Source organism: Paenibacillus dendritiformis (genome assembly GCF_945605565.1).
GTDB lineage: Bacteria > Bacillota > Bacilli > Paenibacillales > Paenibacillaceae > Paenibacillus_B > Paenibacillus_B dendritiformis_A.
Window position 1 is genome coordinate 6,001,745 of sequence record NZ_OX216966.1, and the last position, 16,038, is coordinate 6,017,782.

Genomic DNA, 16,038 nt, shown 5'->3' on the forward strand with positions numbered 1-16,038 from the left:
GTAATGGCCTGGGTTTATTTTTCTGCGCCTTTTTTCATTCACCAATCCGAATGAATGGGGTGTTTTTGCATGTCTATCTATGGCAAAAAACAGATGAGTATCCGTCTCCTAACCGAATATGAAGCGATGCTGGCCTGCCCGATCTGCTCCGGCCCGATACAAGTGATGCAGGCGGCGAACACAGGCAGCTTGCGCTGTTCTCGCGGGCATTGCTTCGATATCGCCAAGCAGGGGTATGTGAACCTGCTTCCGCATCCTCCGCGCGGCGCTTACGGCAAGTCGATGTTCGAAGCCCGCAGGAGAGTAAGCGCCAGCGGCTTTTTTGAACCGCTGCTGGAGCGGATCAGCGGCCGAATCTCCCGGGAGCTCGCCTTCGATGCGAAGCCGCCGCATCTGTTGGATGCAGGCTGCGGGGAAGGCTCTGCTTTAGCCCGCATTGTGGACCAAGTTCACGAACGCGCTAGGACCAAGCTGTTGGGCGCAGGCGTCGACATTTCCAAGGAAGCGATCCGCATCGCGGCAAGAGAGTCATCCCGGGCGATATGGTGCGTCGCCGATCTGGCGCGGTGCCCGTTCGCCGATCGGACATTCGGCTTCATCCTGAACCTGTTGTCTCCGTCGAACTATGCTGAGTTCCGCCGGCTGCTCACCGATAACGGGATGGTCATTAAAGTGATTCCGGGCAGCGCCTATTTGCGTGAGCTCAGGGAGGTGCTGTACCGGCAGACGGACAGGCAGCACTACGATAATGAGCGCACGGCCGCGCTATTTTTCCGACATTTTCATCTGTTGGAGGCCGAGTCGGTGCAGTATCGTCTCCCGGCAGCCCCTACATTCCTGGCGGATGCGATCCGCATGACGCCCTTGTCCTGGGGCGCTTCGGAAGAGCGAATCCGTCAGGCGCTGCGCATGGAGGCCACCGAGATTACCGCGGACTTCACGATCCTGTACGGGATGAAAAAATAAAGGCTCGAATCGACATCCACCCTGCCTGGCGGGGTGGATGTTTTGCTTGTGCCCGTGCCGTTCTTCAAGGGCTGACATCTTCCTGACACCTTCATCCTGTACGCTGTCGGGCAGGGGAACCGATGCGCCAGATTAATTTTTCCTAAGGCATCGCTCCCCTGCCGCCTGATACAATAGCCTGTACGTATGAAGCTTGAAAGGATGTCATGCCGTGAAAAAAATATTGTTGATCGAAGATGAAGCGCCCATCGCCCGTTTGCTGCAGGCGTATCTGGCGCGTGAACCATATGAAGTGCGGTGGGATGCGGGAGATGGAGACCTGGAGGGGCTTTTCTTGTCATGGAGGCCGGATCTGGTGCTTCTCGACTTGACCCTGCCCGATCAGGACGGGATGGAGATCCTGAAGCAGCTAAGGCAGTATGGCAGCTGTCCGATCATTATTGTGACGGCGCGCGGCGCCGTGCCGGATCGGCTGCGGGGACTGCAGGAAGGCGCCGATGACTACATTCCGAAGCCTTTCGACCCGGAAGAGGTTGTCGCCCGCGTCCAAGCGGTTCTGCGGCGCTCCACCTATATGGCCGATCACGAGGCCGTGCGGCTGGGAAGTCTGGTTATCGACTTCACCTCCTGCGCCGTGTACTTGAACGAGCAGGCGGTGCCGCTGATCCCGCGCGATTGGAATGTGCTCGCCTTCCTTGCCCGGCATCCCAATCAATGCTTCAGCCGCGAGCAGCTGCTTGACAGCATATGGGGAATCGATTATGAAGGCGGCGATCGGGCGGTAGACACGACAATCAAGCGGCTACGGCAGTGCCTGAAGGATTGGCCGGAATCCGAAGGCGCTATCCGGACGTTGCGGGGAATGGGGTATTCTCTCCATGTCCGCTAGACAGCCGCTCCCGATGCTGCGCGTCTGGACGTGGCGCTACGCCCTGATTCTGTTCGCCGCGCTGCTCCTTATCGGTCTCCTCGCCGGAATCTGGATCTATGCGAATGCATACCGGCACAGCTATGATGTGCTGCAGGCGCGGGCGGAGCAGTTGGCCGATTCCTATGTCCGGATCTCCAGTCTGACCAGCGTCCAGGCCGATACCCAGCCTGCTGCGAACAGCCTCAAGACGGATCTGTCCGTCCGTCCTATCGTTCCGCTCGCGTCTGCCGAAGTGAGCAGCCCGGTCCAAGCCATTAGCGCGACCGTAGTAGCAAGACCTGCGAATGGCGAGACGATGCAGATTGTTGACGCGCAAGGTAAGGTGCTCGATATGTATGCGGAAGACAGCGGGAACGCCGATTCCGGAACCGCCGCTGCGCCTTCCGATTACAAGACCGTGCTCTCCGGGCAGCCGACCCGGGAACGCCTCGTCAAGCAGGACGTGACGTGGCTGCGCATCGGCGTGCCGCTCCAGCAGCAGTCGGGCGTGGCAGGGGCACTGTACTTGAGCGCGCCGATACAGGAGGATATCAACAACACGAAGCAGCTCTATGTCCTGATCGCGTTGATGGCCTTCGGCATCGCCGCAGCCGGCTGGGCGGCGATCTATCTGCTGCTACGGAAGCTGACGCAGCCGCTGCGCCAGCTGGCGCATGCCGCGCTGCAGGTCGCCGACGGACAGTATTCCCCGGCGCTGCCCGCCGTCCACGGGATCAAGGAGCAGGAGCTGAGGCAGCTTATCTCCTCCTTCGGTGATATGACCTCGCGCCTCAAGCAGCTGGAACAGATGCGTACCGATCTGCTGGCCGGGGTATCGCATGAACTGCGGACACCGCTTACCTCGATTCGCGGCATGGTTCAAGCCGTGCATGGACGAGTCGTCGCGGGGAATGAAGCCGATGAATTCCTGCAGATCTCGCTCGAGGAAGCGAAGCGGATGCAGTCGATGGTCGACGATCTGCTCGAATTCTCCTCACTGGAAGCAGGGGCCATCAAGACCGAGCGCGATAAGGGTCCGCTCTCCCCGCTCATCCGCAGCGTCACTCAGCAGCTGCGATCTCTGCCGTCGTTCGCCTCTATACAGTTGAATGCCGTCCTGCCGGACGAAGAACTCGAATGCGATGGGGATCAGGGGCAACTCAAGCAGATAGTGACGAATTTGATCATGAACAGCTCGGCAGCCGGGGCGACAGAGATTGCCGTGGAAGCCGCGGTGGTCGGAGAGGACATCGTCATCGAGGTCCGGGATAACGGCGGCGGCATCCGGGAATCTGAGGTCCCGTTCATCTTCGAACGCTATTACCGCGGCAGCAGCCGGCGCAAGAAAAAGCAAGGCCTCGGGCTGGGCTTGCCCCTCAGCCGGCTGCTGGCCCGCGCCAATGGCGGGGATCTCGTCCTCCATTCCACCTCTGAGGCCGGCACCGTGTTCCGGTTGTCCCTGCCCAAGCCGCCCGGGCCATAGCTGCCCGCGGCTGTCCTTGTTCCGGGCGGCCCTTATGCCGGAGCAGGTTGCGGATCAAGGCCGCCCCGCAAGCGGCGCGGCCTTCACCGCGTTCCGGCCTGTCGGCCCCTGCAGCCTGGCCGGGCTTGCCAGCGGGACGCCTCGCGCCGCTGAGATAAAGGCGAGGCCTTTATCCCCCGATTCGGCGGCCGCACGAAGCGGAGCCGAGCCAGGTATGCGGATTGCCCGCCCAGCACCAGCCCAGCTTCGGCCGGCCGCCGCTTATCCACAGCGCGGTGACCCTGCGGTCTCCGCAGCGGGAGGCGAGCAGGGAGAACCCGTTATTTTTCTGCAACATGTCCGGGTAATGGGTAATGAGCGCAATGCCCTCCTCGATCGTAAGCGGAGAGCGGCCCTGCTGCGCTATCGTCTTGAGCGCCTCATTCGGCGTTACATTGAGCGTCTCCATCCCCCTATCGATATCCGCCGCCACATACGCGATGCCGGCAGGAAGCTCAACGCCCTCGATGGGTTGAAACCGGCGAAGCTCTTCGGCCTCCATAATGCTGAAGCCCCGCTTGCCCTGCCGCTCGACCTGCTCCATGGCCTTATCCCCGGCCACGCCATCGCTCCTCACGACGATAATGTAAGGAACATGCCCCTGCCGAGGTTCGATCTCTTCCGGCATGGGCAGCGACTGAACGCGCTGCCTCAGGGGCGCAAGCTGCTCCTTGAACGCCTCTTCGTCCAGCCCGACAAATGCAGGATAGCCCGCCTGAATCAAGTTCCCTGCCTGCCGATCGAATTCATTCCTATCCGGTCTACTCATCCGGTCTCCTCCTCTATGCTTCTCTCGCTATCCATCTACGAATCCATCGTACAACATGGAAGCTAATTATAAACTTATGCGGCAAGACCACCTGTCACTATCGCATTAGCTTGCCAAAACATTATAAGTGAGCTTTAATCTTTAGTAACGAAGACAACATGCCGGGAGAGGACGGGATACGATGAGACCGATCGATGTAGCGAGACGATTGAACCTGAGCACCAGCGCCCTCCGCAATTACGAGGCCCAGGGCATCATCCCCCCTGCGCTGCGCGATCCGAACGGATACCGGAACTATACGGACGAGCATCTCGCCTATCTGGAATGCATAGCTGCCATGGCCGCGGGATACGGCATGGAGGTGACTTCCGATGTGATGCGGCTGCTTCTAGCCAAGGATACCGCATCCGCCCTGTGGCTGGTGAATGAAGCGCAAGCGCTGCTTCACCGGGATCGCTGCCTGGCCGAAGAAGCGATTCGCCGCTTCGAACTGGAAGAACGCGGCGCTTTCGAGCCGGACGCGGACAACGATGGGATGACGATCGGCGAAGTGGCGGCCGAGACCGATGTCCCCCCCTCCACCCTCCGCTACTGGGAGAAGGAAGGGCTAATCGCCTCGTCCCGGGACGAACAGAACGGATACCGCCGGTTCAGCCCGTCCCAGCTTCGTAAAATTTGGCTGCTCCGCACGCTGCGAACCGTCCTCTACTCAGCGGATTCGGTCCGGCTGAAGCAAGCCATTCGGAAGCTGGAGGACAATGACGCGGAGCGCGCCCGGGACATTGCCCATGAATCGCTGCAATATTTGAATCGGCTTAATCAGGAACAGCTTCGCGGCTCCTACTATTTGTTCCGGCTGTGCCGCCGCTTGAACCTGCTGCAATAACCGGCGCGCGAATAAGCCGCTTCGTCCTGTCTGGGGCGGAAGCGGCCAGCTCTTACTGCTTCCCGACATACATCAATATTAGGTTAAGCAAAGCCACGGCCCCATAGCCGATCGCCCCGCCCGTTCGGCCAAGCAGCGCCAGCAGCACAACCGGAAGACCGAACATGGCAAGCTGGAACAGAAAATAATAAGGTTCGTCCAATCGGATCGTAGCCTTGGGCGAGCCCATCATGCTCCACAACAAGGCGAGGACGAGCGGAAGACCGATCCCTGCCATCCCCTTCCACATCCATCCTTGCCCCGTACGGAATCCCCAATAGCCGGCGATCGCGAGCACGCCGAGCTCCAGCACAAAACGAACACCGAGATTGGCATATTTCAGCACCGTCAACAAGCCCATGAGCGAATCTCCTCCCTTTTCGCCACGCACCAAAACTAATATAATTAGTTAAAATTCTATACTAACGACATTAGTTTAGCAATCGTTTTTACTGATCCCCAGGAAATCCGTCCCCCGAAGGAGTGAATCTCATTCCTGGGATCATTCCGCCCTGACGCCGTTTGCGTTATAGTCAAGCTATCAAGATGAAGGAGGTGCGCAGCCTTATGATCCCGCTTACGTTCCAGACGCTGGATAAGCTGGGCGAAGCCGATGTGGAGCAGGCGGCTCACGTGTTCGTGCACAGTTATATGGATGCGCTGACAAGGGTATCCTCCGATCCGGACGTGCTGATCCGTCTGATTCGGAAGTCATTCATTCGCGAGCAATTTTACGCCGCATTGTGGAATGATCAAGTGGTAGCCATAATGGCGTACTCAACGCGCGGTACCCGTTCCCAGCGGTTCGACAAGAGCGGGCTGCAGCGCATCCTTGGCACATGGAAGGGATGGCTGTTCTATCGATCCTTTGCCCGGGAATTCCATGCTCCCCACCGCTTGACGGACGAGGAATGCTTCCTGGAGGCGGTGGCGACCGCGCCGGAACACCGGGGCCAAGGCATTGCCGCCGCACTGCTCCGGCATATCATCGTTCAGCTCCCCTACCGGGTGTTCAAGCTGGAGGTCGCGGATACGAACGTGAAGGCGAGACGGCTCTATGAGCGTCAAGGCTTTACCCTTTTCCATACAAAAAAACAGTGGTTCCTCCCCAAGATGTATGGCTTTCGCGAAAGGCTATATATGAAGTTGGAGACAGACAAGGGGCCGTGTTCGCATGCCCCGTGGAAGTAAGCGGCTAACGAGGAGAGGCGTCCGCACAGACGCCCCTCCCCCTTCTATATGATGTTCCAGTAAGAGAACAGCTTCAGCATTCCCAGCACCGCAAGTGCAAATAGCGTGTAGTGAATTCGCGCCCTGAGGCGCCCGTACCGCTTCCACCAGAGCAGTAGCGTGAGAAGAACGATCACCGCGCCGAGTCCGGCCAGCAGAAATGGAATCCGATCGATCCAGACTTGCCATGCCGATGGCTCCATATAAGACGTTGCCGGCAGCCCATACACCGGATCGGTCCTCCCCGTGCTTGCCATGCCCGCCACTGCGATCACGGTGAGCAGTCCGTACGCGACGGCCGTCCAGCGCGCCGCGGCCGCTCCGGCTGCATCCTTCAGAGAACGCCGCCGGATGCGGCGCACGAACGCCCCGATCAGCCAGTACAGCGAGGAACCGGCAACAACGAAGACGGCGAAGAGCAGCGCCATCATGGTGAATGAGCTTGTGCCGTACCAAGGCGCCTGCGAATAGGTCATCGGTCCGTCGGACATCAGCATGATATTGCCGTATGGATCGCGGTCAAATACGATAGTCCGGAATTCGCCGAAATAGTCCTGCGTCCTGCCTTCCCGAAAATTGTGATAGATTCCGGGTTCAACCTCCACGAAGCGGTTCGTCTCTCCGCCGTGCGTGATCAGCAAATGGCCGTCTTCCTCCATGCCGACCGCGATCGTCCCCATCATCAGACTGACAATACTCTCCGATGTCGTGAAATTACGGCGGTTCTGGTGGTACTCGCCGACATAGGCACGGCCTCGCTCTACACTCCCTGCGGGCGGCGGCTCCGACGCTGCGCGAGGGGAAGGATAGTAGCGATCCATGAAGGCTTGGAACAGTTCATTATGCGCCAGATAGCTCCCCCCGCTAAAAGATACAAAAATCCCCGTCCCCTGCTCCGGCAGCAGATAGAGCCCGGTGCCGAACAGCATCGTGCTGCCGTTCTGGAAGAGGAGCCGCTGGCCGTTAAGCGTGCCTTCCATGAAGCCGTAAGTCATGCCGCCAAGCTCGGGATGCTGGGTGAACTGCTGACGATGCATCTGCTCGACCGTATCTTCTTGCAGGATGCGTCCCTCCCCCGCCTGGCCGCCCTGCAGATGGGCGATCATGAAGCAAGCCATATCCGATGCCGTGCTGCTCATGCCGCCGGCCGGCCCGGGCAGAAGATATTCGAACTCCCCTTCCGCATAGCCGCCGTCCACGGCCCGGTACGCCTTGGCCAAATCCTGCGCCAGCGACTCCGGCAGCGGCTGGAGGAAGGAGCTGCGGCTCATGCCAAGCGGAGTGAAAATATGCTGCTCCACATACTCGGCAAAGGGCTGGCCCGAGACCCGTTCCACGATATAACCGGCCAAGGCCGCCCCGTAGTTGGAATAAGCCGCGACCTCCCCGGGAGGAAATACCCGCGCGGGAAGGTGCAGGCGAATATACTCCTGCAGCGGGAGCATCTCATCGGCGGACAGTCTGAATATCGAGTCCACGGAATCTTCGAAGCCAGGGGCATGCGTCATCAGATGCGTTAACGTGATCGGCTCGGCTTGATCCGGGGAATGGATAAGCTGCTGCGGAATCTTCACGTCCAGATACCGGTTGATGTCCGCATTCAGATCCAGCTTGCCCTGCTCGACAAGCTGCATGACGGCGGTCCAGGTCAATAATTTCGAAGTTGATCCGATGCGGAACAAGGTGCGCTCGGCATCCACCGGAATCCGCTTCTCCCGATCGGCATATCCATAGCCCTTCGCCAACCGAACCTCTCCCCCCGAGACGACCGCTACCGCCGCATTGGTCATGTCGTATTTCTCCATTTGCGCCTTCATGACCTCATCGACGAAGGCTTCCAGATCCGGATATGCCGCGAACTTGGCCCCGGCAGGCGATGGAAACGCCATAAGAACGGAGCCCAAGAGCGCACATAATAGCATCAACACCATTCCTCGCCTTATCATAGACAAGGCCCTCTTCACCATACGAATTGATATGCAGCGTGAACGACACGCCCTGCATGCTTGCGCCGCTTGTTCCCTCATCTCTTCCCGCTCCTCCTCTACGATTGGGGGCCTAATCCCTCTCTGCGCGCTTGCGCATCCGGGCCGCCGCCATCACATCATTCGCCGCGCCGGACAGCAGCTCCATGGCTCGCGCTTCATCCCACGGCTCCGGCAGCAGGCCGTTCGCGACCATGACCGACAAGCCAAGCTGGAATATTTTCATTTTCATCAAAATCATCATCAGCTCTTCATCGGAAAATCCTTGCAAATCGGCATCCTGCTTCATCTGTCCGATCAGGACAGGTCCCATATCCTGCTCATAGTCATTCATGTACGGATTCGGCTTCATGACCAGCTCCCGGAACAGCTCGCTGTATTCTCTTGCGAACCGGAGGCTGGCCGCCCCGATATCATAGAACGGATTGCCCGTGCTCATCTCCTCCAGCATCTGCTGGCTCACCTGCACCGTCTTCTTAATCACCTCCTGAATCAATTCCTCCGCATCTTGAAAATTGACATAAATCGGAGCAATCGAGCTCCCCAGCCGATCCGCGACCTTCCGAATCGTGATGCTGGCGAGGCCCTCCATCCGCGCGATCTCAAAAGCCGCGTCAATAATTTGTTCCCGCGTAAATTTCTTTTTAGGCGCCATTGTTTTCTCCTTACATATCACTTGATATATATCATATGTTATTTATCATTATACGTTCCGTTTTTTATTTGTAAAGATTTTCTTTTCCATAACCTGGACATAAAGAGCGCGAGCTTCTCCCCATTTTGTTGCCATATCTTCACAGTTATAAATGTAAAATTACGGAATTGATGGTATAATCAAATCAGCTCTTCCTCTTTGATTCCTAGCCTACTTTGTTGTGAAGGCGGTGCTTTCGCATGTCCGCACATCGATTATTAAAGCGCTTTACTCCCCAACTGTGCCGGCGAGACGGCCTGACACTGGTAGAGGTGCTGGCGGCCACGGCTATATTAAGCATGCTGCTTGTCCTGTTCGTCTCCCTGAGCGGCTTCGTGCAGGTGACAGACAGAGCCGTGAGCCGGGCTCACGAAGCGGCGTCGATCGCAGAATCGCTCGTCCATCAATATCGCGCCAAGCCGCTGTCGATCGGCAGCGGAATCACCCTCGATGATGTGAAGACCCACTCCGGTCAAGTACATAATTATCAAGCCTATATTCATCCGCTGCAGCCTTATGTGGACGGCGCGGCCCCAGCGGCCCGAACTGCCGGGCACACGGCTGTCGTGCAATCGATAGTCTACATCGACGAACCCGCCTACGAGAATCAGCCGATGCTGCTCACGGTCACCGTGTCATGGGAGGAATCGTAATGCGCTTATCATCCTTCATCCGCAATGAACGAGGTCTGACGCTGCTGGAGCTGATGGCGTCTCTTCTTATTACGGCCGTCATTCTTGGCGGGGGCTTGGCCTTCTGGTGGAGCCTGCAGACGAACACCAATATGGTAGCTGCTTCGCAACGGCAGGAGGCATCTATCCGTTGGACCGCCAAGCAATTCCATCATCTGATCTCGGAAGCCTCCGCGGCCGTCCTCGTGAACCAAGAGGAGATTCGGCTGCGAGTCGGCCAGCAGTACCGGGCCGTCCTTCATGACTCGGCCGCAGGGGAGTGGCGAGTCTACTCCTTTACCCTTCCTACGGATAGATCTTATCTATCGGAGGAGGAAGTCCTGAATCGGTTAGCCAGCACTTCCATCACGCTCGCTTCGCACCCGGAGCGATACGAATATATGTATTCTCTAGCCGACAACATGGCGAACCCTCCGCGCATCCGCATCATTCAGCTTCCGGATGGTTCGAAGGCCGACTCGACCGCGCTCCCCGCTATCGCCAAGGCGGGCAGCCTGCTTGAGGCCGAGCTGGACTTCCACAGCGTCATTCGCGATTCAATGGGCCGTCCCGTGCTTGCCGAAGACGATCCGCAAGCGCGCTATACGATAACGGCGAAGCTGATGCAAGACAGGTAACCCGCGTGCCGGACCGAACAGCCACTGCCGTCCGCATCCCGCTCTGCGGTGAACCCTTGTCGCGGCTGCATAGCGGCTCCGCTTTCCCTCCAAGTTAGGCGGTGCATTATAAATAAGAAAGGGCCTGATATCGTGAACCGGTTGCATTCTTGCTTACGCATTCTCCGCCAGGAACAAGGAAGCGCCATGATGATTGTCTTCGTCTGCATGATTTTGTTATTCCTCGCCATTCCTCTCCTGCTGCAGACCGTCGGCGCCAGCGTCGCACAGCAGCACTTGATCTCGGAGCAGCGCATCGCGCAGGAGCTGACGATTGGCAATATGGAAGGATATATTGCCTACTTGAATAAATACCGGCGCAGTATGAACGGGGCCTCTGTCTCGCCGGCTCAATACCGCGACGCCTATGCAGGCATGGGAGACAAGACCGTGCAGACCGGCAGCGGCTGGACGACCTCCGTCCATTTCCAGCCTGTTCAGCCATCATCCGATGACGGAATTACCGTGGATCCGGATCGCTTCTACATCCAGAGTGCGGCTTCGCTGCAAAAGGGTAAGAAAGATATGATCTATTCCTTCCTGAAAAAGCCGCGCTTCGGCGAGACGCAAGTTTCTCCCGATCCGGATGAGCGGGATTGCATGCTGGATCGGGTTTTGCTGGAGGGGAGATTCTGGGATCAACATGACGGGGATCGAGAACCGCCGCTCGTTCTGCCTAACGGGTCGGGCAGCTCGGACATTACGATCAGCAAGCACGACAATTTGCAAGGGCCGATCGGCATCTATCTTGATGAGCAAAGAAGCGAAGCCGCCGCCAGAACGAAGCCCGCCGCTGATGATGGATGCGAAGAATGCAGGAACGACCTGTCTAAAGCCGATGCGAAGGCAGTCGGTCCCGAGCAGACGATCGATATCGGCTCGGTAGCGGATCGGACGCCGCCTCGCGGCCGTATTACGATCGGAACCCGAGATCGGATCGTGAACCTCGTCGGAACAAGTCTTTCCTTCGATTCCTATGTCAACACCGAGATTTACGGGAACCTGCATGTCTCCTCGCTGACGCTTCATAATGGAGGGCATCTCAACATACACGGCGATCTCATTATCGACGGTTCGCTGGCGGCCAGTGACTGGAAAGACGGCAGCGGACTCCGCACCATCATTCAGGCGAAGCGGATCATCGTCAAGAACAGGCTCGATGTCAACGACAATGCCGAGGTGTTGGCGGCCGAGTTGCTCTACGCCGAGACATTGACGACGGCCGGCAATGCGACCGTCGGCGGAGATCGCATCGTCGTGCGGGGAGACTTGACGGTGAACAACAAGATCTTTACGAATGAGAAGCTGACGCGCGACCTTATCGTAGGCAGCTTGCATCTGCAGGGCAACAATGCGTTCACCGTAAGCGGGGATATCCTGATCAAGCACGATCTGAAAGGAAATCATAATACCTCGCTGGAATTCGGCGGCTTGCTGGCCGTCGGGGGCCATATGCGGCTCGAAGGAAGCAATAATCGGCTCCGGCCGAGCCTGGACGGGGAGCAGTCCTCCGGCATTATTCTTGACGGAGGAATCTGCGTCGGCATTCCCGACTGGGAGCCGCGCCGCGAGCGGTAATAATATAGCCGGAGGCGTGATGCCTCCGGCTCCCTGTTGTTTTTATGGTCTCGCTCAGCCCGATGCCCATGCCTCTGATCCAGGAGCGGCGTACACGTGAATGATCACCTGCATGTTGAATACGCTGCTGCCGCCGTCATGGCTGGACTCATCGGTACGGTATGAATGCTGTATCGCCCAATTTTCCAGCCGATGGAGCCGCTCCTGGCGCTGCAGGCTTGACAGCCAAGACAGCCAGTTGTTGTATTCTCCGACCCCATCCAGCTCATAGATCCACGCTTCCAGTTCCGGCGCCGCCTGTTCTTGCCGGGGCGTATCTTCCAGACCTTCACTTGTCCCCTCTCCCAATGGAGCGGATTCGTCTGCCCCTGCAACCCTTTGATCGCTGTCAGACGGCATATTTACCGCCGCAGCCTCGCCGCCCGCTTCGAGTTGCTCCCCGGCCGCAGGCAGCAGCCGCCGCTCGACGAAGCGAAGCTTTTTGACGTTAATCCCATGGTCACGGGATCCAATCCGGAGCTGCTGCAACCAACCGCTCTCGTCATGAACGGGGGGAACGAGGCGATGCCACTTCGCCCAATCCTGCACGGTAACTTGCATCGGGTCAGGCTGGCTGCGAATGGCGGCAAGCCGCCTCTCCAGCATCTCCACATCCTCGAACGCCGTGAGCTGCGCGCGCGCTTCCCGGGCAGGAAGCCACGCCAGCAGGAAAAAGGCCAGCAGCCCGAGGCACCCGGCGATCCACACCAGCCACAAGGCCATTTTTTTCTTCCGCAAAGGAGATGCCGTTCCCTTCCCTGTCATATCCGCCATCTCACTTCGCCGCCTCCTTCATGACCCGCGGTTCCAGGGTGATGATGTAATCCACTTCCAGCAGCGGCTCCCCGGCCGGGAGCGGCTCCGTATCGCCGGACCACTGCTGGAACCGCACCTCCTTCACGCCGTCCATTGCCTGCAAGCGCGCCTCGAATGCGGCCGCGTCATCCGCATTGCTCGTGACGAAGGACATATGAATCATATCCACCGAGTTCTCGGCTTCAGCAGACGCTCGCTTCCATCGCATCGTCTCCGGCAGCCCTTCCGTCCACCGCCGCCACATGCCTTCCCAATCCCTTCGTTCCTCCCGCAGCTGCCAAGACTGTCCTTCCAGCTGCTGATAGATGAGCGTGGCGGCGGTCGGTTCCTTCTGCAATCTCGCTGCGGTAATCTCGCTTCTCAGCCGGCTCATCTCCGTCTCGATCCGTTCGGTCTCCGCGCGGTATTGCCATGTCGCGAACACCAGGATCGCCGCGAGAATCAGCAAGATACCGCCGCTCACTCCCAAGTACAGCGGGAAGCGCCGTTCCAGACGAGGGCGAACCGGCAGCAGATTGATACGCCCCGGCCGGACACCCGCCGTATGAGGAATCAAGTTCACGCTCTTCCCCCTCCCCCGCAGGCCAGACTAATGGGAACGGCGAACGGATGTAACGGCGCTTCCAGCGAAGTCGTCAGTCCGTCCGCCGCTTCCAGGACAAACGCCGGCATTTGGAGCATCCGCCCCAGGACGGGACAGATCTGCCCAAGTCCGTCGATATCCCCGCAGAGAAAGACGAACTGAATCGGCTCGCTGTCCTGCGGCGATGAGTAGCGGTAGAAATCAACCAGCCGTTCCAGCTCCAACGCCAATTCTTCGCATACCGCTTCCCAGTCCTTTTCCCCCGGCCATGCGCCGCCGCTTGGAGAAGCCTCTCTCTGCTTGCGCGAGATCGAGCCTGACCTGATAGACAGGCTCCGGGTCAAGCGAAGCTGTCCCCGGTGGAACAGGAAAATATCCGTATGTCGCGCATGAATGCTGGCGGTGACGTATGTACAAGCCTCCTCGGCCAGCGAGATGCGCGGCAGAAGCCGATCGACAGCCAGCGGTTTGATGTCGAAAACGCGCGGCTGCAAGGAGGCCGCCTCCAGCGCATCGCGGTACCGGATCATCTCCGCCCCCGGCACCGCCGCCAGCAGGACGTTGCTCCGCGCCCCCGATTGACCTTGTGCCGGTTCACGATGCAGCGCCCCGCGCACCCTGCGGCCGATCCGGCTCCATAGCCCCTGGTCCTCCCGCTCCATTACGCTCCCGGCCGCCGCTTCCTCCTGGGCGTCATGGCGGAGGGGAAGCGTGTTCCCCGCTTCCTCTTCATCCGCTGCTCCGCTCGGCTTCACCGCATAAATCACGAAGTCATATATCGGATCGGAAAAAGGCAGCCGGGTCCGCAATTGAAGCTCCATGTCCAGCATTTTGCGGAGCTCGGCCCGCTCGGCAGACGGCAGCTGATAATGACGGATCAGCACGATCGAGCTCGGAATCCCGAAATACACCTCCCGGGATTGGAACCCGGCCTGCCGCCATAGCTCGGAGACGGCGGCGGTCAGCAGCCCGGGCTGCACGACCCGCCCTTCCTCCACGATGCCCGGCGCAAGCGGAGCCCGCTCCGCCTGGATCACTTCAATTCCTTCCGGCTGCTCGCTAATCTCGGCTGCCTGCAGCCACGTATCGTTAATCTCCAGCCCTACTTTTCTCGAATGGTTCCTGCGCAGCTTCATGCGTCCCCCTCCTAGACTGTCACGAGATATTGAAGCATGGCGTCCAGAGCTTCTTGCCCGTACCAATAAGCCCACCAGGCGCCCACGGCGATGAACGGCGCGAACGGCAGGGAGCGGTCCTTGCGGAAGCCCGGCTTGAAGCAGAGCATCATGCAGCCATACAGCAGCCCGAACAGACTGGCCGCGAACAGCGACAATAGGGCCGGCGCCAGACCGAGCACCAGACCGATGAACAGATAGAGCTTAATATCCCCTCCGCCCACTCCGCCCTTGCTGGCGATCGCAAGAAGGAACAACAGTCCCGAGCAGGCGAGCGCCGCCAGCGCATAATTCCACCAGGGCAGCGGATGACTGAGACAGCGCAGCAGCAGGCCCAGCCCAACTCCCCAGGCGATAATGCGGTTCGGTATAATGCGCCAATCGATATCGGTAATGACCACGGCAATCAAGACCGTGCTCAGCAGCGCGCCTGCCAAAGCTTCGACGCTCCACGGCATGCGCCAGGCAGCGATGGCGAAGGCGGTGCCCGTCAGCAGCTCCACCGCCGGATAGCGTGCGCGGATCGGATTGCCACAGAAGCGGCAGCGCCCGCACAGCAGAACATAGCTGACGACCGGAATCAGATCGTACGGCCGCACCCGCTCCCCGCAGTCCGGACAGCGCGAAGGCGGAGCAACGACCGACTCTCCCCGCGGCACCCGGTAAGCGACCACATTGAGGAAGCTGCCGATGCAGAGCCCGAACAGCGCGAAGCTGCCTACCCACAGCTCCATTTCCATTCTCATCCCCCTCTAAAGAAAAGGTAACTCTTGCGAGTTACCTTAAAACTGTCAACAATGGTTTTAGCGAGATAGGCCGCCTTATACACGGTGTCATTCCTCAATTCCATGATAGGCGGTGGAATTCCATTCCGTGAGAATCAATTCCTTGTCAGCAGCCCTTGCTCGGCCAGCAGCCTCATCACCTGCGCAAGCATGTCCCGCAAATCATCCGGACTCGGAAGAGTCCCCATGAACTCCTCCAATATTTGGCGGTACGGATGCAACGGAGCCGCAGCGGAGCGCGCGGTTCGGCGTGAAGCACCCTCCTCGATATGGTCATGCGGATAGAAATGAGGCGGGAGAAGTCCAGCAAACACGGATTGCTGCGGCAGAACGAAAAATAATTCATCATTCAGCCGCAGCGAGCGGATGGTAATGATCCGCTCGGGCGCGCAGCCGCTCCGAAACGCCCTTCAAGGTCCGATAGGTTCGCAAATACCTCTCTTTCTTCCATCGTTCCCGCCCAGAACATCCGCAGCTCCGGTCATCTACTCCACTATAGCTGCAGTACTCCCGCCACCCTAGTCATCTGCTCCGCCAATACTGCAAGAATGCAGCAATTTCAGTGAGACGAGGATGCGAAAATAGGATTGCTGCAAAAATACAGCAATTACCCTACGGCAAGGCATAAATAGCATTCAAAATGGCGAAATAATGTAATTTTGCAGGATTTCCTCAAAATTCAGCCTCTCGAGGTTAAAAATGCTGCGCCTGTG

At 58.7% G+C, this 16,038-nt stretch carries 17 protein-coding genes; 8 read left to right on the forward strand and 9 right to left on the reverse strand.

Annotated features, from left to right (window positions below; translation table 11 throughout):
* The first annotated feature begins 69 nt into the window (after positions 1-69).
* The 3 genes from NNL35_RS26980 to NNL35_RS26990 all read left to right on the forward strand — a co-directional run bounded on the left by NNL35_RS26980 (position 70) and on the right by NNL35_RS26990 (position 3,359).
* The gene (locus tag NNL35_RS26980) at positions 70-966 is read left to right on the forward strand and encodes a putative RNA methyltransferase (RefSeq protein ID WP_006679028.1); all 897 of its coding nucleotides are present in this window, start codon (positions 70-72) and stop codon (positions 964-966) included.
* A 211-nt stretch (positions 967-1,177) separates the two neighbouring features.
* On the forward strand, positions 1,178-1,855 hold the full coding sequence (locus tag NNL35_RS26985) for a response regulator transcription factor (protein ID WP_006679029.1): 678 nt from the start codon (positions 1,178-1,180) through the stop codon (positions 1,853-1,855).
* The gene (locus tag NNL35_RS26990) at positions 1,845-3,359 is read left to right on the forward strand and encodes a sensor histidine kinase (RefSeq protein ID WP_006679030.1); all 1,515 of its coding nucleotides are present in this window, start codon (positions 1,845-1,847) and stop codon (positions 3,357-3,359) included. The genes NNL35_RS26985 and NNL35_RS26990 overlap by 11 nt, the downstream gene beginning before the upstream one ends.
* 169 nt (positions 3,360-3,528) lie before the next feature.
* Here NNL35_RS26990 and NNL35_RS26995 read toward each other — a convergent pair whose 3' ends face one another.
* Complete coding sequence (locus tag NNL35_RS26995) at positions 3,529-4,167, reverse strand: DUF5701 family protein (protein ID WP_006679031.1); 639 nt, start codon at positions 4,165-4,167, stop codon at positions 3,529-3,531.
* Positions 4,168-4,348: 181 nt separating this feature from the next.
* Here NNL35_RS26995 and NNL35_RS27000 point away from each other — a divergent pair, with 181 nt between their 5' ends.
* Positions 4,349-5,053: a MerR family DNA-binding transcriptional regulator gene (locus tag NNL35_RS27000; RefSeq protein WP_006679032.1), complete on the forward strand. Its 705-nt coding sequence runs from the start codon at positions 4,349-4,351 to the stop codon at positions 5,051-5,053.
* A gap of 52 nt (positions 5,054-5,105) precedes the next feature.
* On the opposite strand, the gene NNL35_RS27005 is transcribed toward NNL35_RS27000, so the two are convergent.
* On the reverse strand, positions 5,106-5,453 hold the full coding sequence (locus tag NNL35_RS27005; RefSeq protein ID WP_006679033.1) for a YrdB family protein: 348 nt from the start codon (positions 5,451-5,453) through the stop codon (positions 5,106-5,108).
* Positions 5,454-5,659: 206 nt separating this feature from the next.
* Between NNL35_RS27005 and NNL35_RS27010 the strand changes: the two genes are divergently transcribed.
* The gene (locus NNL35_RS27010; RefSeq protein ID WP_006679034.1) at positions 5,660-6,283 is read left to right on the forward strand and encodes a GNAT family N-acetyltransferase; all 624 of its coding nucleotides are present in this window, start codon (positions 5,660-5,662) and stop codon (positions 6,281-6,283) included.
* A gap of 44 nt (positions 6,284-6,327) precedes the next feature.
* Here NNL35_RS27010 and NNL35_RS27015 read toward each other — a convergent pair whose 3' ends face one another.
* The gene (locus NNL35_RS27015; RefSeq protein WP_254553916.1) at positions 6,328-8,244 is read right to left on the reverse strand and encodes a serine hydrolase domain-containing protein; all 1,917 of its coding nucleotides are present in this window, start codon (positions 8,242-8,244) and stop codon (positions 6,328-6,330) included.
* A gap of 136 nt (positions 8,245-8,380) precedes the next feature.
* On the reverse strand, positions 8,381-8,962 hold the full coding sequence (locus tag NNL35_RS27020; RefSeq protein ID WP_006679036.1) for a TetR/AcrR family transcriptional regulator: 582 nt from the start codon (positions 8,960-8,962) through the stop codon (positions 8,381-8,383).
* A gap of 239 nt (positions 8,963-9,201) precedes the next feature.
* Between NNL35_RS27020 and NNL35_RS27025 the strand changes: the two genes are divergently transcribed.
* From NNL35_RS27025 to NNL35_RS27035, 3 genes are all read left to right on the forward strand, one after another.
* Complete coding sequence (locus tag NNL35_RS27025; protein WP_006679037.1) at positions 9,202-9,654, forward strand: type IV pilus modification PilV family protein; 453 nt, start codon at positions 9,202-9,204, stop codon at positions 9,652-9,654.
* Positions 9,654-10,310: a type II secretion system protein gene (locus tag NNL35_RS27030; protein WP_006679038.1), complete on the forward strand. Its 657-nt coding sequence runs from the start codon at positions 9,654-9,656 to the stop codon at positions 10,308-10,310. Before NNL35_RS27025 ends, NNL35_RS27030 begins: the two co-directional genes overlap by 1 nt.
* 207 nt (positions 10,311-10,517) lie before the next feature.
* Positions 10,518-11,927: a hypothetical protein gene (locus NNL35_RS27035; protein WP_254553917.1), complete on the forward strand. Its 1,410-nt coding sequence runs from the start codon at positions 10,518-10,520 to the stop codon at positions 11,925-11,927.
* A 54-nt stretch (positions 11,928-11,981) separates the two neighbouring features.
* Here NNL35_RS27035 and NNL35_RS27040 read toward each other — a convergent pair whose 3' ends face one another.
* The 5 genes from NNL35_RS27040 to NNL35_RS27060 form a co-directional block, all read right to left on the reverse strand.
* Positions 11,982-12,740 carry a hypothetical protein gene (locus NNL35_RS27040; RefSeq protein WP_006679040.1) on the reverse strand — a complete coding sequence of 253 codons (759 nt, stop codon included), beginning with the start codon at positions 12,738-12,740 and terminating at the stop codon, positions 11,982-11,984.
* A gap of 1 nt (position 12,741) precedes the next feature.
* Complete coding sequence (locus NNL35_RS27045; protein WP_006679041.1) at positions 12,742-13,344, reverse strand: hypothetical protein; 603 nt, start codon at positions 13,342-13,344, stop codon at positions 12,742-12,744.
* A complete protein-coding gene (gene pilM / locus NNL35_RS27050) occupies positions 13,341-14,501 on the reverse strand; it encodes a type IV pilus biogenesis protein PilM (protein WP_006679042.1) in 1,161 nt (386 codons plus the stop codon). The genes NNL35_RS27045 and pilM overlap by 4 nt, the downstream gene beginning before the upstream one ends.
* 11 nt (positions 14,502-14,512) lie before the next feature.
* Positions 14,513-15,280 carry a prepilin peptidase gene (locus NNL35_RS27055; protein WP_006679043.1) on the reverse strand — a complete coding sequence of 256 codons (768 nt, stop codon included), beginning with the start codon at positions 15,278-15,280 and terminating at the stop codon, positions 14,513-14,515.
* A 140-nt stretch (positions 15,281-15,420) separates the two neighbouring features.
* A complete protein-coding gene (locus tag NNL35_RS27060; protein WP_254553918.1) occupies positions 15,421-15,639 on the reverse strand; it encodes a hypothetical protein in 219 nt (72 codons plus the stop codon).
* Positions 15,640-16,038 lie beyond the last annotated feature (399 nt).